Below are 19,915 nucleotides of genomic sequence, written 5' to 3' on the forward strand. Positions count from 1 at the left end.
AATGGCGCGTTATCTGCTGCGGCGGCTCGGTACGATGTTGCCGCTGGTGCTGGCGATATCGCTGGCGACCTTTACCTTGATTCGTTTGTCGCCGTCCGATCCGGCGGAAGTGGCGCTGCGGGTCAACGCGGTGGTGCCGACCGACGCCGCTATCGCCCTGACGCGCCAGCAACTGGGGCTGGATCGCCCGTTCGGCGCGCAGTATCTCGACTGGCTGTCGCGCGCGCTGCGGCTTGATTTCGGCATGTCGTTCGTCACCCGGCAGCCGGTGCGGGAGGCGCTCGCGCAGGCGTTGCCGGCAACTTTGCAATTAGCGGGGGCGGCGCTGCTGATGGTGCTGGCAAGCTCGCTGTCGCTGGCGACGCTGTGCGTGTTGCAGGCCGGACGCTGGCCGGACAGGCTGCTGCGCGTTCTGCTGTTTCTGCTGACCGCCATGCCCGGCTACTGGGCGGGGTTGTTGTTGCTGTGGTTGGCGGCGGTCGCGTGGCCGCAATTGCCGACCGGCGGTATCACGGCGCCGGGCGCGACGTTGCTGCCCGCGTTGACGCTGGCGCTGGGTTACATCGGCACCTACGTGCGTCTGCTGCGCAACAATATGCTGCACCACCTCGCCCAACCTTATGTGACCTATGCCCGCGCCCGTGGGCTGTCTGAACGCCGCATTCTGTGGCGGCATGTACTGCCCAACGCCGGGTATTCGCCGCTGATCGCGCTGGGCATGAGCCTGCCCAAACTGATGGCGGGGGCGTTGGTGGTGGAGAATATTTTCGCCTGGCCGGGGCTGGGGCGGTTATGTGTCACCGCCATCTTCAACCGTGATTACCCGGTGATTCAAGCCTATGTGTTGTTGATGGCGCTGCTGTTCGTACTGGGTAATTTTCTGGTGGACGCGCTGCAACTGTGGCTCGACCCGCGTTTGCGACGGGGGGTAATTTCATGATGCGGCGTGTCGGGCGGGCGCTGCGCGGTGATCGGTTGGCCTGCGTCTGTCTGCTGTTTCTGCTCCTGGTGCTGGCGGCCGGCATACTGGCGCCCTGGCTGGCGCCGCACGACCCGCTGCTGGTGTCGTGGCGCGACAAATTTCAGCCTCCGGGATGGCGCTACCCGCTCGGCGCCGATGCGCTCGGCCGCTGTATTTTCTCCCGTTTGCTGTTCGGTATTCGCACCACGGTGGGGATGGCGCTGCTGGCGATGTCGCTGACGTTGCTGGTGGGAACGATGGCCGGCGTGCTGGCGGGCTTTTTTTCGCGGCCGGGTGGATGCGTTATTGATGCGGCTGTGCGATCTGATGCTGGCGTTTCCGGCAGAGGTGATGATTTTCGCGCTGGTGGGCATGCTGGGGCCGGGGTTGGGTAATATCCTGCTGGCGGTGCTGCTGGCGAAGTGGGCCTGGTACGCCCGTATGGTTCGCGGCATCGTGATGCAGTACAGCGGCGGCGGCTATGTGCAGTATGCCCGGCTGATTGGCGCCACGCCCCGTTACGTGATCCTGCGGCATCTGCTGCCGGTGGCGGCGGCGGAGTTGGTGTTGCTGGCGACGGCCGACAGCGGTGCGGTCATCCTGCTGTTGTCGGCGCTGTCGTTTTTGGGGCTGGGCGTGCAGCCGCCGACGCCGGAGTGGGGGGCGATGCTGGGGGATGCCCGCAACGTCATGCTGGCCTACCCGTGGCAGATGCTGCCCGCCGGATGCGCTGTCATGCTGGTGGTGGCGGCCTTCAACTATCTGGGGGATTTTTTCCGGGACGTGTTGGATGTCGTTCGCGCTCCCGGCGGCAATGCCGACGCCTGAACGATCCCGATGGCCGGTTCTGGGCGTCGGGGGGAAAGCGGCAAGCCGGGGATTTCTTTGCGCTTGCCCGCCGGAACGTCGTTCTTCGGTATCGTCTTAGCCCAATTGCAGCGGAACCCGGATGCGCACCTGGGTGAAGTGATCCGGTTCGCTGTTGACCGTAATGCCATAACCGCAGCCGTAATGCGCCTTGATGCGCCTATCCACCAGATTCATGCCCAACCCATCGCTGCCGTTGCGCGGGTGATAGGCGCCGGCGTTGTCTTCTACGGTGACTTCCAGACAGTTCGCGTGCGGCCGGGCTTCTATCCGCAATACGCCGTCCTCCAGCATGTGGGAAATGCCGTGTCTGATGGCATTTTCCACCAGCGGCTGGAGTGAAAAGGCGGGCAGGCGCGCCATCATCAAGACACGGGGAATGTTGATTTGCACCGTCAGATGGTTGGCGAAGCGCGCCTGTTCAATGTCCAGATAGGCGTTGACGTGCTCTAGTTCGTCGCCGAGCGATACTTCATCGCCGCTGCGTTTAAGGTTTTTACGAAAGAAGGTCGCCAGCGACAATACCAGGGAGCGGGCGTGCTCCGGATTCCGATGGATGACCGTCGAGAGCGTGTTGAGCGCGTTGAACAGAAAATGGGGGTTGACCTGCGCGTGCAGCAGCTTGATTTCCGACTGGATCAGCAACAGCTTCTGTTGCTCAAAACGCCCGGCGAAGATCTGCGCGGAGAGTAAATGCGCGATGCCTTCTCCCAGTGTGCGGTTGATGCTGGAAAACAGCCGGTTTTTCGGTTCATACAATTTGATGGTGCCTAAAACCTGTTGCGCTTCGCCCCGCAGCGGGATCACCAGCGTCGATCCTAACCGGCAGCGGGGCGAGTGCGGGCAGCGGAACGGCTGCTCGCTGCCGTCGGCGTAGACCACCTGGTTGAGTTCGATGGCTTTGGTGGTGTGGGGCGAAGAGATCAGCGAGCCGACGATGTGGTGATCCTCGCCGATACCGATAAACGCCAGCAATTTTTCCCGGTCGGTAATCGCGACGGCGCCGACGCCCAGTTCTTTATACAGGATGCGGGCGACGCGCATGCTGGTTTGTGGGGTGAACCCCTCCCGCAGTATGCCCTCGGCCTTGGCTGCGATTTTCAGCGCCTTGGTGGAAAACGCGGTGGTGTACTTCTCGAACATCGCCCGGCGGTCGAGCAGGATGCGCATAAACATCGCCGCGCCTATCGAATTGGCGATGATCATCGGCAGCGCAATGTTTTTCACCAACGCGAATGTGGTGTCGAAAGGGCGGGATACCGCCAGCAGAATGCCCATCTGCAGAATTTCCGCCAACAGTGCGGTCGCCGCGATTACCTGCGGCTGGAACAACAGGTCGACCCGGTTGCGTCGGGTCATACAGTGGTTGAGCAACCCGCCGATCGCGCCCTCCATCATGGTCGACAGCATGCAGGCGAACGCCGTCATACCGCCCATCGAATAGCGGTGCAGCCCGCCAGTCAGCCCGACCAGCAACCCCACCGCCGGGCCGCCCAGCACGCCGCCCAGCAGCGCGCCGATAGCACGGGTATTGGCGATGGCGTCGTCGATGCGCAGGCCGAAATAAGTACCAAGAATGCAGAACAGCGAGAACACCAGATAACACACCAGCTTGTGCGGCAGCTGGATGGTAATCTGCATCAGGGGAATGAATAGCGGCGTTTTACTCAGCAGGTAGGCAATGACCAGATAGACGCACATCTGCTGCAATAATAATAAAATCAGATCCAATTGATCGAACATCTGCGGTGAACCTCCATGTTAATGCTCCTGTCTTCTTCTTGTTGTTCCGCCGGGGCAGAACGAGCGGCAATCCCACGCCGTTTGTTTCCCACCATAGCCGGTTCGGCCGGTTATTGACACCTTCCTGCATGCGTTGGCCCCGTGATACCGGGGCTCATATTACCGCGTTGTCGTTGGTGGAATAAGTAATCATTTTTTCTTATCAATTAGTTGCGTAAAAAAATCGTTCTTGTCTCAAATATTTTCTGGTTTCTTGACTAAGCTGGAATGAGGCTATGTTTCTGAATAGAGAAGCGCATTAGCCAAGAGCGAAAGCACAGTCTGCGGCGCAGGAAGCGGCTCGCACAGCCGGTTATTACGGGGGAATGGTAAATATGAGGGCTCGCTCAAATCATGCCGCAGAAAACGTTAAACACAGAATCATGAGGTTGGCCATATTTTTTATGGGGTAGGGCTGGTTTCCTTTTCTGTTACTGATACAGGACATTTCCACATCGATTTTACGCAGAAGAAATGACCTGTTTCTTTAATATATTTCATTTATTTAGATGGTTAATCAGAGGATGGATACCATGTCAGGTTTTTCCGATCAGCGTGTCATTAATCTTCTTTTTTCCGGTCATTATGCCGATCCTTTCGCCGTGCTGGGTATGCACGATACGCCCGCGGGCCTGGAGGTAAGAGCGCTGTTGCCGGGCGCGTTGGAGGCCCATGTTGTGGATGCTCACAACGGTCGCAAAGTGGGCAAACTGGAGCGTCAGGATGAACGCGGCTTTTTCGCCTCGGTCATTCCCCGGCGCAAACATCACTTCAGTTATCGTCTGGCTGTAACCTGGCCGCGAGATACCTGCATTATCGACGACCCTTACCGTTTCGGCACTCTGCTGCAGGAGCTGGACGTCTGGCTGTTGGCGGAAGGGCGGCATCTGCGGCCGTTTGAGCAAATGGGCGCCCATCTCCGCACGCTGGATGGGGTGGACGGAGCCTGTTTTTCCGTCTGGGCGCCGAATGCCCAGCGGGTTTCCGTCGTTGGGGATTTCAACTTCTGGGATGGCCGCCGTCATCCGATGCGATTGCGGCGGGAAAGCGGTATCTGGGAACTGTTTGTGCCGGGCGTCGGTGTCGGCGACCTTTATAAATTCGAATTGATCGACTGCTATGGCAACCTGTTGCTGAAGTCCGACCCTTATGCATTCGAATCCCAGATGCGGCCGGACAATGCCTCGCTGGTGACTCGGCTTCCAGCGCCGCTGCCGGCAAGCCCGGAACGGCAACAGGCCAACGATCTGCAATCGCCTATCTCTATTTACGAAGTGCATCTGGGTTCCTGGCGTCGTCATACCGACGACAATTTCTGGCTCAGTTACCGCGAACTGGCGGAGCAACTGGTGCCGTATGTCAAATCGATGGGGTTCACCCATGTCGAATTGATGCCGGTGCATGAACACCCGTTCGACGGCAGTTGGGGCTATCAGCCGTTGGGGTTGTACGCGCCGACCCGTCGTTTCGGCTCACCGGAAGAGTTCCGCCAGTTGGTGGACGCTTTTCATGAAGCCGGGATCAATGTGTTGCTGGATTGGGTGCCGGGCCACTTTCCGGCGGATAGCTACGGTCTGGCGCGTTTCGACGGCACCGCTCTGTATGAATACGCTGATCCGAAGGAAGGGTTCCATCAGGACTGGAACACCCTGATTTACAACTTCGACCGTCATGAGGTACGCAACTACCTGACCGGCAACGCCGTGTACTGGGCGGAGCGCTTCGGCGCCGACGGGCTGCGCGTTGATGCGGTGGCATCGATGATTTACCGCGATTACAGCCGCCGCGACGGCGAATGGGTGCCCAATCATTACGGCGGCAAGGAGAACCTGGAGGCGATCTCTTTTCTGCGTTATACCAACCAGACGGTGGGGCAGCATTGCCCCGGCCTGATCACTATCGCCGAAGAGTCTACCGACTACGCGGGCGTGACGCTGCCGCCGGAGCATAACGGGCTCGGCTTCCACTACAAGTGGAACATGGGCTGGATGCACGACACGCTGGCGTATATGCAGCTTGATCCGGTGCACCGTAAATTCCATCACGACCTGCTGACCTTCGGCATGCTGTATGCCTACAGCGAAAATTTCGTGTTGCCGCTGTCCCACGACGAAGTGGTGCACGGCAAACGCTCTCTGTTGGATCGGATGCCCGGCGACCCGTGGCAGAAATTCGCCAACCTGCGCGCCTACTACGGCTTTATGTGGGCTTACCCCGGTAAAAAGCTGCTGTTCATGGGCGGCGAATTCGCGCAGGGAAAAGAGTGGAACCACGACATCAGCCTCGACTGGCACCTGCTGGATGAGCCGGAAGGCTGGCACGCGGGGGTTCAGAACCTGGTGCGCGACCTCAATCACTGTTATTGCCAGCATCCGCCGCTGTATCAATGCGACTACCTGCACCAAGGGTTTGAGTGGGTGGTGGTGGACGACCGGGAAAATTCGGTATTTGCCTTTATCCGCCGCGACAACGATGGCAATGAAATGCTGGTCGTCAGCAACTTCACGCCGGTGCCGCGCGAGGGGTATCGCATCGGTATTAATCAGCCGGGTAGATGGCGGGAAGTGCTTAATACCGACTCCCTGCATTATCACGGCGGCAATCTCGGCAACGCCGGGGCGGTCAACAGCGAACCGGTAGGCAGCCATTCCCGGCCGCAATCTCTGGTATTGACGTTGCCGCCGTTGGCGACGCTGTATCTGGTCAGGGAGGCGTAATGACGGTACTGCAGGCCGGTCATCCGTATCCGCTGGGTGCCCATTTCGATGGCAGAGGCGTGAATTTCGCCCTCTCTTCCGCCGACGCCGTCGGCGTTGAGTTATGCCTTTTCGATGGCGCCTATGAACAACGTGTGCCGATGACGGCCCGTACCGATGCTATCTGGCATGGCTACCTGCCCGGCGCACGTCCCGGATTGCAGTACGGATTCCGCGTCGACGGGCCGTTTGATCCGGCGCGCGGCTTGCGCTTTAACCGCAATAAACTGCTGCTTGACCCCTGCGCGCGGATGATGATGGGGACGGTGCGGGATAATGAGCGTCTGCATGGCGGCTATCATCGCCCTGACCCGCGGGATGACGCCGATGTGATGCCGCGCTGTGTGGTGGTGGACGAGCGTTATGACTGGCGGGACGACAGCTTTCCGATGACGCCCTGGCCCCGTACCGTGCTGTACGAAGCACATGTGCGCGGGCTGACCAAACGGCATCCGGATATCCCTCAGGCGATCCGCGGCACCTACGCCGCGTTGGCGCATCCGGTGATGCTGGCGTATTTCGCCCGGTTGGGGGTGACGGCGCTGGAGCTGATGCCGGTTCACCAGCATGCGGACGAACCCCGGTTGCAGGCGATGGGGCTGCGTAATTACTGGGGGTACAACACGCTGCTGCCGTTTGCCGCCGACAACCTGCTGTCGGCGAGCGAACATCCGCTCAATGAATTCCGCGATATGGTGCGCGTGCTGCATAAAGCGGGCATCGAAGTGATTCTGGACGTGGTGTTCAATCACAGCGCGGAGCTGGATCTGGACGGGCCGACACTGACGCTGCGCGGTATGGATAATGCCAGCTACTGGCTGACGGACGATGGCGATTATCACAACTGGACCGGTTGCGGCAACGTGTTGCGGCTCGATTATCCGGCGACATTAGACTGGGTGGTGAGTTGTATGGTCTTTTGGCGGGATGTGTGCCATGTCGACGGTTTCCGGCTGGATCTGGCCACTGTTCTGGGGCGCTCTCCTGATTTTTCCTCCCGTGCGCCATTCTTCGCGGTGTTACGCAATCACCCGTCGCTGCGTGATATCAAGCTGATCGCCGAACCCTGGGATGTCGGCCCCGGCGGGTATCAATTAGGACGTTTCCCGGCCCCGTTCGCCGAGTGGAACGATCGCTTCCGCGATGATATGCGTCGTTTCTGGTTGCACCGCGATGTGCCCGTCGGGGTGTTTGCCCGTCGTTTTGCTGCCTCCAGCGATGTATTCGATCACGACGGCCGGCACCCCTGGGCTTCGGTCAACCTGCTGACTTCCCACGACGGCTTTACCCTGCGCGATCTGGTGTGTTTCAACCATAAGCATAACGAAGCGAATGGCGAACAAAATCGCGATGGCACCAACAGTAATTTCAGCAATAACCACGGCGTCGAAGGCGAGCAGGCGGATCAAGAAACCCAGGCCCGGCGGCATGTTAGCCAGCGGGCTCTGTTGACCACGCTGTTGCTGTCCCAGGGGACGCCGATGTTGTTGGCAGGTGATGAATTCGGGAACAGTCAGCAAGGCAATAACAATGCCTATTGCCAGGACAATGCGCTGGCATGGCTGCACTGGGACCAAGCAGATGACACGTTAATCGCATTTACTTCCGGGCTGATCCGTTTGCGCCGCTCCATTCCCGTGTTGCAAGGCGGGGGATGGTGGCGTGATGGAGAAAGTGACGTGCGGTGGCTGAATGAGCAGGGAACGCCGATGACGCCGCAGGACTGGGAACAGGGGGAACGCCGGTTGCAGATCCCGCTTTCTGAATGCTGGTTGCTGTTGATCAACGCGACTGAGCAGGCATGCGATTTCCTGTTGCCTGCCGGGGCGTGGCGGGTGTCCCCTCCGTTTGATGCAGTAGCGAATCCGGTTGAAGGTCGTGTTTGGCGCGGAGAGGCGAATGCGGTGTGTGTACTCGTAAAACAATAAAAAAGGAGTCTGACATGGTTAGTTCTGATAAACACGATCCTCTGATGCTTGCCAGACAGCTACCCCTCAAATCCGTGGCGCTTATTCTGGCCGGCGGTCGGGGCACTCGATTGAAAGACCTGACTGCGCATCGGGCCAAACCCGCCGTTCATTTTGGCGGCAGATACCGGATTATCGACTTTGCGCTTTCTAATTGTCTGAATTCAGGTATTCGGCGCATCGGCGTTATTACCCAATACCAGTCGCATACGCTGGTACAGCACATTCAGCGCGGCTGGTCGTTCCTCAACACCGAAATGAACGAATTCGTCGACCTGCTGCCGGCTCAACAGCGCCATGACGAGAACGATCACTGGTATCGCGGCACTGCCGACGCCGTGTGCCACAATCTGGACATCATTCGCCGTTATCGCGCCGAGTACGTGGTGATTCTGGCGGGCGATCATATCTATAAGATGGACTATTCCCGCATGCTGCTGGATCACGTGGAGAACGGCGCCGAGTGTTCGGTGGCCTGTATTCCAGTGCCGATCGACGAGGCAAAAGCCTTCGGCGTCATGAGCGTGGATGCCAACAACCGTATCCTCAGCTTTGACGAAAAACCAGACCACCCAACGGCGATGGCGGACAACCCGGACATGGCGCTGGCGAGTATGGGGATCTATGTGTTTAACGCAGAGTATCTCTACCACGTACTGGAAGAAGATGTTTGTACATCAGACTCCAGCCATGACTTCGGTAAGGATCTGATCCCGAAGATCGTGGAACGCGGCCAGGCCTGGGCCCATCCCTTTACGCTCTCCTGCGTGACCTCCACGGAAGACGCGCCGCCTTACTGGCGTGATGTGGGGACGTTGGAAGCTTACTGGCGCGCCAATCTCGATCTGGCATCGGTGATGCCGGAGCTGGATATGTACGACCACCACTGGCCGATCCGCTCGGCGATGGAGGCGTTGCCGCCCGCCAAGTTCGTGCAGGATCGCTCCGGTAGCCACGGGTTGACCATGAACTCGCTGGTCTCCGGCGGCTGTATCGTTTCCGGGTCGGTAGTGACGCATTCGGTGTTGTTCCCGCGGGTGCGGGTGAATTCGTTTTGCAGCATCGACTCGTCCGTATTGTTGCCGGATGTACAGGTCGGGCGTTCCTGCCGCCTGCACCGCTGTGTCATCGACCGGGCGTGCGAATTGCCGGAAGGCATGGTGATCGGCGAAAACGCCGAGGATGACAGCCGTCGCTTCTATCGTTCCGAGGAAGGGATCGTGCTGGTGACGCGCGCCATGCTGGCCCGCATAAAGTAGAGGCGCCATTCAGAGGGTGAAGGTCATCCGGCCTGCAGCCGGATGATCGGACAGGAGACAACATGCGGGTACTACACGTTTGTTCTGAATTTTTTCCGCTGCTGAAAACCGGCGGGCTGGCGGATGTGGTCGGTGCGTTGCCGAACGCGCAGATAGAAACGGGGCTGGATGTGCGGGTGCTGTTGCCTGCGTTTCCCGATGTGAAGCGCGGGATACCGGATACGCAGGTGGTGCGCGAACTGGAGACTTTCGCCGGCCATGTGACCATTCGCTACGGCCATTTCAACGGTGTCGGGGTGTATCTGATCGATGTCCCCCATCTGTTTGAACGGGCGGGCAGTCCGTATCACGACACCTCGATGTTCGCCTATACCGACAACTTTTTGCGCTTCGGTTTATTGGGATGGGTCGGGGCGGAAATGGCCAGCGGTATCGATCCGTTCTGGCGTCCCGATATCGTGCACGCCCACGACTGGCACGCGGGGCTGGCCTGTGCCTACCTGGCGGCGAAAGGTCGACCGGCAAAATCGGTATTTACCGTCCATAATCTGGCTTATCAGGGATTGTTTGATGCGCGTCACATGGCAGACCTGCGTCTGCCGCCTGAGTTTTTCCATATGTACGGGCTGGAGTTCTACGGACAGATCTCCTATCTCAAGGCCGGGTTGTATTACGCGGATCATGTCACCACCGTCAGCCCGACCTATGCGCATGAGATAACCCAGACGGAGTTCGGTTACGGCATGGAAGGGCTGCTGAAGGCGCGGGAGGACGAGGGACGTTTGTCCGGTATCCTCAACGGGGTGGATGAGTCCATCTGGAATCCGGCTCATGACGCATTGTTGACCGCTACCTACAGCCGCGACGAGCTGGCGAAGAAAGCGGAGAACAAGCGGCACCTGCAAACGGCGATGGGGTTGAAGGTGGATGACCGGGTGCCGGTATTCGCCATCGTCAGTCGCTTGACCAACCAGAAAGGGTTGGATATCGCGTTGCAGGCCGTGCCGGAACTGCTGGAACAAGGCGGTCAGCTGGTGGTTTTAGGGGCGGGTGACGCCGTCCTGCAGGAAGGTTTTTTGGCGGCGGCGGCCGAATATCATGGCCGCGTCGGCGTCCAGATTGGTTATCACGAGGCCTTTTCGCACCGCATCATTGGCGGCGCGGACGTGATTATGGTTCCTAGTCGGTTCGAACCCTGTGGTTTGACGCAGTTGTACGGCCTGAAATACGGCACGCTACCGCTGGTCAGACGCACCGGCGGACTGGCAGATACGGTAGCAGACTGCTCGCTGGAAAATCTGGCCGATGGCCTGGCGAGCGGTTTTGTGTTCAGCGATTGCAATGTAGCGTCGCTGTCGCGGGCGATTCGTCGGGTGTTTGTGTTGTGGTCCCGGCCTTCGCTCTGGCGCTATGTACAGCGTCAGGCGATGGCAATGGATTTTAGCTGGCAGGTTGCTGCTCAGGCTTATCGTGCGCTTTATCAACGTCTGTGGTAGTTACGCATCAGTGGGAATGACACTATGAACTCTCCATTTATCTACAACTCACCAACGCTTAGCGTGGATGCATTGAAGCACTCCATCGCTTACAAACTGATGTTCACCGTCGGCAAGGATCCCAGCGTGGCCAGCAAGCACGACTGGCTGAACGCGACGGTGCTGGCGGTGCGGGATCGCATGGTGGAACGCTGGTTGCGTTCCAATCGCGCGCAGTTGTCCCAGGATGTTCGGCAGGTGTACTACCTGTCGATGGAGTTTCTGCTGGGGCGAACGTTGTCGAATGCGCTGCTGGCGATGGGCATGTTCGACGATCTGAAACTGGCGCTGGACGCCATGGGGCTGGATCTGAACGAGCTACTGGAGGAAGAGGACGATCCCGGTCTGGGCAATGGCGGCCTGGGGCGGTTGGCGGCCTGTTTTCTCGATTCGCTGGCGACCATGGCGTTGCCGGGACGCGGTTACGGTATCCGCTATGAATACGGCATGTTCAAGCAGAACATCGTTGAGGGTAAGCAGGCGGAATCGCCGGATTACTGGCTGGAATACGGCAACCCTTGGGAGTTTGCGCGGCACAGCACCCGCTACAAGATTCGGTTTGGCGGGCGTATTCAGCAGGAAGGCAGCAAGACTCGCTGGCTGGAAACCGAAGAGATCGTGGCCTGCGCCTACGATCAAATCATTCCCGGGTTCGATACCGACGCTACCAATACCTTGCGGCTGTGGGCGGCGCAGGCCAGTAACGAAATCAACCTCGGTAAGTTCAATCAGGGCGACTACTTTGCCGCAGTACAGGATAAGAACCACTCGGAAAACGTATCCCGTGTGCTCTATCCGGATGATTCCACCTATTCCGGCCGCGAGTTGCGTCTGCGCCAGGAGTATTTTTTGGTATCCGCTACGGTACAGGACATCCTGAGCCGCCATTGGATGATGCACAAAACTTACGACAACCTGGCGGAGAAATTCGCTATCCATCTGAACGACACCCATCCGGTGCTGGCGATCCCGGAGTTGATGCGGTTGCTGATCGACGAGCATAAGTTCAAATGGGATGCGGCCTGGAAGGTGGTGACTCAGGTGTTCTCCTACACCAACCACACGCTGATGGGAGAAGCGCTGGAAACCTGGTCGGTGGAGATGTTGGGTAATATTCTGCCCCGCCATCTGCAACTGATTTTTGAGATCAACGAACGTTTTCTCGAAGAGGTACAAGCGCGTTTCCCTAATGAGCGCGACCTGTTGAAACGGGTGTCGGTCATTGATGAAGACCATGGACGCAAGGTGCGTATGGCCTGGCTGGCGGTGATTTGCAGCCACAAAGTTAACGGGGTTTCGCAACTGCATACCGACTTGATGGTGCAGTCGCTGTTTGCGGATTTCGCCCGCCTTTATCCTGAACGGTTTTGCAACAAAACCAACGGCGTCACGCCGCGGCGTTGGCTGGCGTTGGCCAATCCCTGGTTGTCGAAGGTACTGGACGACGCCATCGGCCATAACTGGCGCACCGACCTGAGCCAACTGGAGGATCTCAAACCGAATATCGATTTTCCGGCATTCCTGCAAAAGGTGCGTAACGCCAAACGGGAGAACAAAAAACGCCTGGCTATCTATATTGCCCAGCATCTGGATGTGGTGGTGGATCCCAATGCGCTGTTCGACGTACAGATCAAACGTATCCACGAATACAAGCGTCAACTGCTTAACGTGTTGCACTTGATCACGCTCTACAACCGCATCAAGGACGACCCCAGCCTGGATCGCGTGCCGCGTGTGGCGATCTTTGCCGGCAAAGCGGCATCGGCGTACTACATGGCGAAGCACATCATCCACTTGATTAACGATGTGGCCAAAGTGGTGAACAACGATCCGGCGGTAAAAGACAAACTGAAGATCGTGTTTATTCCCAACTACGGCGTCAGTCTGGCGCAGATCATCATTCCGGCGGCGGATTTGTCCGAGCAGATCTCGCTGGCGGGCACCGAGGCGTCCGGCACCAGCAACATGAAATTCGCCCTCAACGGCGCGCTGACCATCGGCACGCTGGATGGCGCCAATGTCGAGATGCGCGAACGGGTGGGAGATGACAACATCTTCATTTTCGGTAATACGACGGAGCAAGTGGAGGAACTGCGGCGCAATGGCTACAACCCGCGCGATTTCTACAATCAGGATGATGAACTGCACCGGGTGCTGACGCAGATCGCCACCGGCGTCTTCAGCCCGGATGATCCGCATCGTTATGCCGACCTGTTTGATTCACTGGTTAACTTCGGCGATCACTATCAGCTGTTGGCAGACTACCGTAGCTATGTGGATACCCATGACAAGGTAGACGACATCTATCGGGACGAGGACGAATGGACGCGACGCACGCTCTACAATATCGCCAACATGGGGTATTTTTCGGCGGATCGCACCATTCAGGAATACGCCGACGAGATCTGGAATATTAAACCGATCCGGCTGTAAGCGGGCAAAGTGAACGACAAGGGGCCGCAAGGCCCCTGTTTTTTTGGCGTTCTGGTGTGTCGTCGCTGTTGCCGGGCTTATTCGCACGCTTCCAGCTCGCCGGCCGTCGTCAGGCGGTAGCGGACACCGGCCCTGACGCCGTCTTCCCCTTCGTAAATGACCCGAAAGCGGGTGCGGACGCCGTCGTGATAAGTGACGGCGGCGCAACCGCCTTGACCGAGCTGCAGGGTCATCATGCTGCCGACTACCACCACAACGCTATCGGCGCCGCAGGCGGTGACGGAAAGCTGCTCGCCGGTTGCCGCGATATGGGCGCTATCGCCAAGACTGTGCAGGCAACACATATCTCCGGCGCTGACGATCCGATCCCGGTCGCCGGTGCCGCTGATGTAGGTGCGCGAGCCGGTACTGGCGATGTGGCTGCCATGTCCGTCGCTGACGATTTTGACGGCATTGCCGCTATTGGCGATACGGGCGCGCTCGCCCAATGCGCCGATACGGCTGTTCGGGCCGGTGTTGCCGATATGGGCGGCACATCCCGCGCTGACCAGTTGGCAGGCATAACCGGTGCTGGCGATACGGTGGTGCTCCCCCTGACAACCGATGAGGTTGCCGTCTCCGGCGGAAGCGAGCCGTCCCTGCGGCGACGCGCTGCCGATGCGCTGGTCTGAGGCGCTGACGGCCAGCGTGTACGGGCCGTTCTCCGTGATGTCCGGCGTGTTTTGCGCCGCCGCTACGGTTGTGGACAGCAACTGCGCCAGCAAAGAACGGGTGGCCGCCAGTTCCTGACGCACAAAAAACGGCTGGCTGAAATGTTGGGCATAGCTGTAGTCCACCAGACTCTCCATCCACTCGCGGTAGCCGTCATGCAGCAGCGCATCGTGAAGCTGCGGGTAATGTGCGCCCTGAGGGAAACGGCGCAGAAACCAGCGGTAAATCTGCGGGCTGACCTTTAGCCGGTGCAGGTGGCGTCGGGTGATTGGATTCATGCGCGCCTCCGGGCCGTCAGTGGCGGTGATAGCCGTCGATCATGCTGCGAAATGTCTGGGTCGGGGTGCGCCCGGTGGTGCACAGATAGAGATGCCCCACGATGAAAAAGACGCTGACCACCGCCAGCAGCGCGTGCAATTGCAACAGCCAGTAGGGAGAGAGCGCCGCAGGCAGCCATTCGGGGTGTTGCAGCAGGACGCCGGTCAACAACAGCAGCGGCAGCAAACCGTACATCACCCCCAGATAGGCGGCTTGTTGCAACGGGTTGAACTTGCAGTGGCGTGTGGCCGGGAATGGGTGGTCTTCGCCGCGGATAATGCCGTAGAGATAGAACCTGACCTGCTTCATTGCCCGCGGCTTCCAGCCTTGCGGCTCGATGACATAGTGGCGCCCGTTGCCGCCCAGGGCATTAATACTGACGAACAGCAGCCAGTCGGCCAGCAGCAGGTAGCCGCACAACGCATGCAGGGAAACCAGACGGGCGGTATCGTCGGGCGAGGCCAGCGCAAAGTGGTTGATGGCGCCGCTAAGCAGCAACAGCAGAAACAGCAGCGCGTTGCTCCAGTGCCAGAGCCGAACCGCACCGGAATAGAGGTAAATTTTCTCTTCGTGCCCGGCTGGATGCGGCCTGGCGAAGCGGTAGCGCAGCACGCCGTGCAGGGCGAGAACGCCCAGCATGCCCGCCAGCGCGAGACCCGCCAGGATCAGCAGCGTCGGCCAGTGGTCGGGGGTGTAGCGCGTCACGTAACCGGCGAGTTGCGCCTGAAACTGTTCTGCGTGGGGCAGGGTATTCATGCTTTAACCTCCTCTGCCGAATGTGGGCCGGGGCGACGGTAAACATGCGCTTCCCCGGCGCCGGGGAGCTGATACCGATAGTAATCGTGGGTTTTCAGCCAGCGCTGTATCGGTTCACTATCTTCTCGGCCGAAAAGCAGCGCCTGCTGCGGGCACGCGCTGACGCAGATGGGGGGGAAGCCCTTGCTGAGCCGGGATTCGAAGCAGAAATCGCACTTATCCGCCACATGGGTGACGGGGTTGAGGTAGCGCACCTGATACGGGCAGGCGGAAATACAGTAGCTACAGCCGATGCAGGTAGGGCGGTTGACCCGGACGATGCCGGTGGCCTGATCCCGGTAGGAGGCGCCGGTCGGGCAGACGGTGATGCACGGCGCCTCTTCGCAGTGTTGGCAGGCATAGCGAAAAAAGTGGTACTGGTTGCCCTGATCCGGCGGCGTTAACGGAATATGGGCGATACTCATGCGCGCCATGCCTTCCGGAACATCGTTCACCTTGCGGCAGGCGGTGACGCACAGATTACAACCGTTGCACAGCGTTTCATCATGAATCATGGCATAACGCACCGCTTTGCCTTTTTCCGTGCCCGCCAGCGTGGAGAACAGCGGCGCGCTGAAAAAAACTACCGATCCCATGCCAAGGACGAACTTACGGCGTGAGCATGTCATCTGCCTGGCCTCCCGAGGTTTATCTGGTGTGAAAAAAAACGACGTCCCTGCCGTGGAAAAAGTCTGGCGCTGCGGCCTGTCGCTATGGGTTTTCATACTGTTCGACCTCCAGCCATTCGCACAGCCCCTGTGCTTTGCCGCTGCTCATGAAGCGATCGCTGTACAGGTAAACGGTGCCGTTGGACGCCAGCACCGTATGAATGTCCCTGAATTCATCTGTGCGGGCGATGGCGGCCAGCGCACTGTCGATAGTGGCGTTGTCCAGGTTGTAAGGCGCGAGTTGCAGCATGCGTAGTTGATAGGGGCGCGGGTAGGTGCGGCACTCGAACCGGACGCTTTCTGCCACCGTGCGACAGATGTCCTGGTGCCGGATGCACGCCAGTATGCGGGCATAGTTGTCGCTGATGCTCCGACCTGAGTAGTAATACGCCTCTTCATCCTGCGCGATGCAACGGATGTCTGTGCAGGCTTCGCTGGCCTGTATTTCCGCCAACTGCTGCGCCGCCTGTTCCGGCGTCAGCGCGAAAGGCGGCTCGGCCAGCGTGCTGCGGGCGACCAGTTCCTCGCGGAGCGACGACTGGCGGATGTATTCCGCCAGCGCCATGAACGCGGGCAACGGTTCGTCCGTTGACGGCGGTACTTCGGCCGGCGTCGCCGTCGGCCGCTGTGCGTGCTGCGAGAAGGGTAACAACAGCCGGCGCAGGCCGGGATCCGCGACGCTGTCCGGCGGCGTTTCGCAGGCATCGTTGTGATGTTCGCTGTTCATCATCGTGCTCCTGCCGTGCGGTTATGAGGGAAGCAATCCCCGGGACGCCAGATCTTCCGCCACGTCCGCCATATTCAGCCGGAGCAGCGTGGCCCGCGTCGGGCAGCCCAGATCCGGATCCCACCCCATGGCGGTGTAGAACATCGTCAGAGATTGGTGCATGTCTTCGCGATCCATCTTGTCGGTGCCTTCGGTAAACACCTTGATTTTCGGATCTTTATCAAAAACCCAGTCGCAGATTTGGTCGTGCTCGCGCCGCATATCTTTGGTGTTCATCAGCTTCACGGTATAGGCGCGGTGCAGGGTAAAAATGCGCTCGGCGGCGACATCCAGATCTTCCGGCGTGGTTGGCTCGCCGGTGACGGCGGCAAAGAATTTGGCTTCCATCGCCAGATCGCCCCGGTAACGGCGGCTCTTGTGCGGCGAGACCGTCATCGGCCACACCCAATTGCACAGCGTAATGGCGTCATGCAGGCAACTGCGGAAAATCGCCCACTGGGCATATTTGATTTTGTAGGGATTGATCGGGGTGTAGTTTTTGGTTTCGTCGTAGGCGTCCGGCGAGCCGAACAGTTCGCCCGCGATCTCCTTTTGCAGCGCCAGCGGCAGGCCGCTGCCGATGTAGTTGATATGGGTATGGGTCATCGCATCGCGGTTGAACATGCAGTTGACGATGGAACCCACCTGCGCCGAGGCTTCGTTGGCGTGATGCACCGGGAAGCCCATCGGCGACCACAGCTTGTTCTTGGCGTAGTTCCAGTATTCGTCCCCCAATTCCCAGCGCTGGGCGAGGATATAGGAACCATCGGCCAGATGGCTAAGTTCACCGATGCGATGGGCCAGCCGGTGGTAGAAGTCGGTGATAAAGCGCGGATCGCCCTCTTCCAGCCAGTTCCACGGAATGGCGCTGTACTCATCGGCGGGCAGTACCCGCTTGAACACGCCGTGGGTATAACAATAGGTAAAGTCACGGTGCAGTTGGCCGTAGTTGCACCACAGCCCCATGTCGTCAAAGGTGTTCAGGCCAACCAGATTGCCGACCACATTGCCGTCGCCCTTTTCCTGAATGTCTTTCGGGCCTTTGGGGAAAATCGTGGTATGCACGAAGTTGGCGACGCAGGTGTTGCCGCCGGTGGACGGAACGCCGAATTGTTTGGCCTGCGGAACGTTCAACTGCGACATACAGCGAATCGGGCAGGAGTGGCAGCCGCCCATTTTGACCGTGTACTGTTCCGCTTCCGGGCCGAGATCGAAGGTGGATTTCATGGTGCGGAAACCGACGGTGTTCTGATTGCCGGGTGGGATTTCGCCGGTCTCGATCGGGCCGCCCTCCGCCGCTTTCCAGTACAGCCCTTTGCGCGCCGTCCAGCGTGACTGGGGCGATGAATATTCGGCCCAGGCCTGCGGCGTACTGGGCACAACGTGATTATTGTTGGCCCCGATAAGCTGGGTCATCATGTAATCGTTGAGCGCCTTGAGTTCCTGACGATCGGCGACATTGACCCCTTTGTTGCCCCGCACGGCGATGGCTTTGAGGTTTTTCGCGCCTAATACGGCGCCGCTGCCTGCGCCGCCGCTGTGGTTGCGGCTATTGAGGATGCCCGAGAGCGGCACCCGGTTTTCCCCCGCCGGGCCGATGGCGGCTACGCAGGTCTCCTCGCTGGTGGCGCGACAGATTTCGGCGGTGGTCTCCCGGGTGCCTTTGCCCCACAGGAAGGCGGCGTTCTCCAGCGTCACCTTGTCGTCCTGAATGTTAATCCATACCGGTTTGGGGGATTTCCCTTCGATAATGATGGCGTCGTAGCCTGCATATTTCATATAAGCGGCAAAAAAGCCGCCCATGTGGGCATCCACCACCAAATTACCGCGGGTGAATGTCGACAACGTGGTGATATTGACGCGGGAACTGCACGGCGCGCCTGAACCGGTTAGCGGGCCGACGGCGAAGACGATTTTATTGGCTTCATCGAAAGGTTGGGTTCCCGGTGCAACCTCGTCGTACATAATTTTATAACCAAAGCCCATGCCTCCAATAAATTGCTTATATTTGCTGGAGTCTTCTTTGGTTATTTTCCCGGAGCTTAAATCGATTCGTAATAAATTTCCTGTCCAACCGTTGGTCATGATTTATTTTCCTGCGCATGAGGTTGAATTCATCGGTAAATAGCGGTACTGAACAGCGGTCATACCGTAATATCTTTCCATTCAATAATACTGAGCGCGCCGGTAGGACACGCGGCGGCGCATTCTCCGCACAGAATACATTTACCGGATTTCTTTATCTGGGGGTTCACCGTCGCCATCATCCAGGGGCATGAAGACGTACAGGCGGCGCAACCAATACAGCGTTTGGTATCCACACTGATGCAGCCATATTCCGGATTATAGGAAATAACATTCAGCGGGCAGGCTTTCATACATTGTGGGTCTTTACATTGGCGACAGGTATCGGTGGTGAAATTCAAATCGCCATATAATCCGCCGCCGGATCCAATGCCTTTATCGCCGAAAAAGAAATGGCGATGAATTTTAACCCGGGAAAAGAAAGAACCGACGCTGCCGTCATTGACGGTGGTGCAGATGGTTTCACAGCGGTGACAGCCGGTGCAGCGAGCGCGTTTCGTGACCAGAACGCCTTTGGGCGTGGTCGTCAGCCCGACACGGCCGCTGCTGATGTCTTCCTGTCTACACCCCAGCAGGGACAAGAGTGCCGGAGCGATAGTGATACCCGCCAGACCTTTACTGGAAATCCGCAGAAATTCCAGCCTCGTTAACCCCAGAGTCAATATAGGACGTTCAACCTGATTAGACATTTAATTCTCATCCTCCACAGACAGCATGAATTTTGCGTGGCGATAAATACAGGCGAATCGAATGTTTTATAGAATCGAATATTTTATACGGGAATATTATTTTTTATTGTCGTTGTATATTTTATTTTATATCGACGTGGGTGCTTTATTTATTCCCTGTGTTATAGCTGGTTATTATATCCGTCATGCTTCACGTTGCAGGTATGTTGACAATATTGATTATCCGAGTGATTTACCGGAGTAAGCTCATCGGGGTTAACACATTTGTCGCCTTCCTGTCATTCGAATTATTTAGGATATATCTCCTGTCAGACAATGAATGA

13 protein-coding genes and 1 pseudogene are annotated in these 19,915 nt (G+C 58.4%); 7 read left to right on the forward strand and 7 right to left on the reverse strand.

What is annotated here, in order from left to right; translation table 11 throughout:
- The first annotated feature begins 1 nt into the window (after window position 1).
- Complete coding sequence (gene opp1B, locus DPA2511_RS01430) at window positions 2-940, forward strand: nickel/cobalt ABC transporter permease (RefSeq protein ID WP_012763914.1); 939 nt, start codon at window positions 2-4, stop codon at window positions 938-940.
- Window positions 937-1,789 (forward strand): annotated as a pseudogene (opp1C, locus tag DPA2511_RS20835) (nickel/cobalt ABC transporter permease). Before opp1B ends, opp1C begins: the two are co-directional and overlap by 4 nt.
- Before the next feature lie 96 nt (window positions 1,790-1,885).
- On the opposite strand, the gene DPA2511_RS01440 reads toward opp1C, so the two are convergent.
- A complete protein-coding gene (locus DPA2511_RS01440) occupies window positions 1,886-3,571 on the reverse strand; it encodes a sensor histidine kinase (RefSeq protein ID WP_012763916.1) in 1,686 nt (561 codons plus the stop codon).
- Between the two features lie 572 nt (window positions 3,572-4,143).
- Here DPA2511_RS01440 and glgB point away from each other — a divergent pair.
- The 5 genes from glgB (at window position 4,144) to glgP (ending at window position 13,560) form a co-directional block, all read left to right on the forward strand.
- Entirely contained in the window at window positions 4,144-6,327 is a 2,184-nt protein-coding gene (glgB, locus tag DPA2511_RS01445) for a 1,4-alpha-glucan branching protein GlgB (protein WP_012763917.1), read from the forward strand.
- Window positions 6,327-8,294 carry a glycogen debranching protein GlgX gene (gene glgX, locus DPA2511_RS01450; protein WP_012763918.1) on the forward strand — a complete coding sequence of 656 codons (1,968 nt, stop codon included), beginning with the start codon at window positions 6,327-6,329 and terminating at the stop codon, window positions 8,292-8,294. Before glgB ends, glgX begins: the two co-directional genes overlap by 1 nt.
- 14 nt (window positions 8,295-8,308) lie before the next feature.
- Window positions 8,309-9,592, forward strand: coding sequence for a glucose-1-phosphate adenylyltransferase (gene glgC / locus DPA2511_RS01455; RefSeq protein WP_012763919.1), 1,284 nt, complete (start codon window positions 8,309-8,311; stop codon window positions 9,590-9,592).
- A gap of 62 nt (window positions 9,593-9,654) precedes the next feature.
- On the forward strand, window positions 9,655-11,088 hold the full coding sequence (gene glgA, locus DPA2511_RS01460) for a glycogen synthase GlgA (RefSeq protein WP_012763920.1): 1,434 nt from the start codon (window positions 9,655-9,657) through the stop codon (window positions 11,086-11,088).
- A 24-nt stretch (window positions 11,089-11,112) separates the two neighbouring features.
- Window positions 11,113-13,560, forward strand: a complete 2,448-nt coding sequence (glgP, locus tag DPA2511_RS01465) for a glycogen phosphorylase (RefSeq protein WP_012763921.1) — start codon at window positions 11,113-11,115, stop codon at window positions 13,558-13,560.
- A 77-nt stretch (window positions 13,561-13,637) separates the two neighbouring features.
- Here the strand turns inward: glgP and ydhT are convergent, their stop codons facing one another.
- The 6 genes from ydhT to DPA2511_RS01495 form a co-directional block, all read right to left on the reverse strand.
- Window positions 13,638-14,549: a protein YdhT gene (ydhT, locus tag DPA2511_RS01470; RefSeq protein ID WP_012763922.1), complete on the reverse strand. Its 912-nt coding sequence runs from the start codon at window positions 14,547-14,549 to the stop codon at window positions 13,638-13,640.
- Between the two features lie 16 nt (window positions 14,550-14,565).
- Window positions 14,566-15,345 carry a thiosulfate reductase cytochrome B subunit gene (phsC, locus tag DPA2511_RS01475; RefSeq protein ID WP_012763923.1) on the reverse strand — a complete coding sequence of 260 codons (780 nt, stop codon included), beginning with the start codon at window positions 15,343-15,345 and terminating at the stop codon, window positions 14,566-14,568.
- Window positions 15,342-16,013: a 4Fe-4S dicluster domain-containing protein gene (locus DPA2511_RS01480; protein ID WP_012763924.1), complete on the reverse strand. Its 672-nt coding sequence runs from the start codon at window positions 16,011-16,013 to the stop codon at window positions 15,342-15,344. The genes phsC and DPA2511_RS01480 overlap by 4 nt, the downstream gene beginning before the upstream one ends.
- Before the next feature lie 82 nt (window positions 16,014-16,095).
- Complete coding sequence (locus tag DPA2511_RS20840) at window positions 16,096-16,782, reverse strand: YdhW family putative oxidoreductase system protein (protein WP_081636745.1); 687 nt, start codon at window positions 16,780-16,782, stop codon at window positions 16,096-16,098.
- 18 nt (window positions 16,783-16,800) lie between these two features.
- Window positions 16,801-18,903, reverse strand: a complete 2,103-nt coding sequence (locus DPA2511_RS01490; RefSeq protein ID WP_012763926.1) for an aldehyde ferredoxin oxidoreductase — start codon at window positions 18,901-18,903, stop codon at window positions 16,801-16,803.
- A 59-nt stretch (window positions 18,904-18,962) separates the two neighbouring features.
- A complete protein-coding gene (locus DPA2511_RS01495; protein ID WP_012763927.1) occupies window positions 18,963-19,592 on the reverse strand; it encodes a ferredoxin-like protein in 630 nt (209 codons plus the stop codon).
- Between the last annotated feature and the right edge of the window lie 323 nt (window positions 19,593-19,915).

It is taken from the genome of Musicola paradisiaca NCPPB 2511, from assembly GCF_000400505.1.
GTDB classification, from domain to species: domain Bacteria; phylum Pseudomonadota; class Gammaproteobacteria; order Enterobacterales; family Enterobacteriaceae; genus Musicola; species Musicola paradisiaca.

Coding starts and splice junctions, on each gene's coding strand:
- opp1B (WP_012763914.1), top strand. CDS start 2: ATGGCGCGTTATCTGCTGCGGCGGCTCGGTACGATGTTGCCGCTGGTG.
- DPA2511_RS01440 (WP_012763916.1), bottom strand. CDS start 3,571: ATGTTCGATCAATTGGATCTGATTTTATTATTATTGCAGCAGATGTGC.
- glgB (WP_012763917.1), top strand. CDS start 4,144: ATGTCAGGTTTTTCCGATCAGCGTGTCATTAATCTTCTTTTTTCCGGT.
- glgX (WP_012763918.1), top strand. CDS start 6,327: ATGACGGTACTGCAGGCCGGTCATCCGTATCCGCTGGGTGCCCATTTC.
- glgC (WP_012763919.1), top strand. CDS start 8,309: ATGGTTAGTTCTGATAAACACGATCCTCTGATGCTTGCCAGACAGCTA.
- glgA (WP_012763920.1), top strand. CDS start 9,655: ATGCGGGTACTACACGTTTGTTCTGAATTTTTTCCGCTGCTGAAAACC.
- glgP (WP_012763921.1), top strand. CDS start 11,113: ATGAACTCTCCATTTATCTACAACTCACCAACGCTTAGCGTGGATGCA.
- ydhT (WP_012763922.1), bottom strand. CDS start 14,549: ATGAATCCAATCACCCGACGCCACCTGCACCGGCTAAAGGTCAGCCCG.
- phsC (WP_012763923.1), bottom strand. CDS start 15,345: ATGAATACCCTGCCCCACGCAGAACAGTTTCAGGCGCAACTCGCCGGT.
- DPA2511_RS01480 (WP_012763924.1), bottom strand. CDS start 16,013: ATGACATGCTCACGCCGTAAGTTCGTCCTTGGCATGGGATCGGTAGTT.
- DPA2511_RS20840 (WP_081636745.1), bottom strand. CDS start 16,782: ATGATGAACAGCGAACATCACAACGATGCCTGCGAAACGCCGCCGGAC.
- DPA2511_RS01490 (WP_012763926.1), bottom strand. CDS start 18,903: ATGACCAACGGTTGGACAGGAAATTTATTACGAATCGATTTAAGCTCC.
- DPA2511_RS01495 (WP_012763927.1), bottom strand. CDS start 19,592: ATGTCTAATCAGGTTGAACGTCCTATATTGACTCTGGGGTTAACGAGG.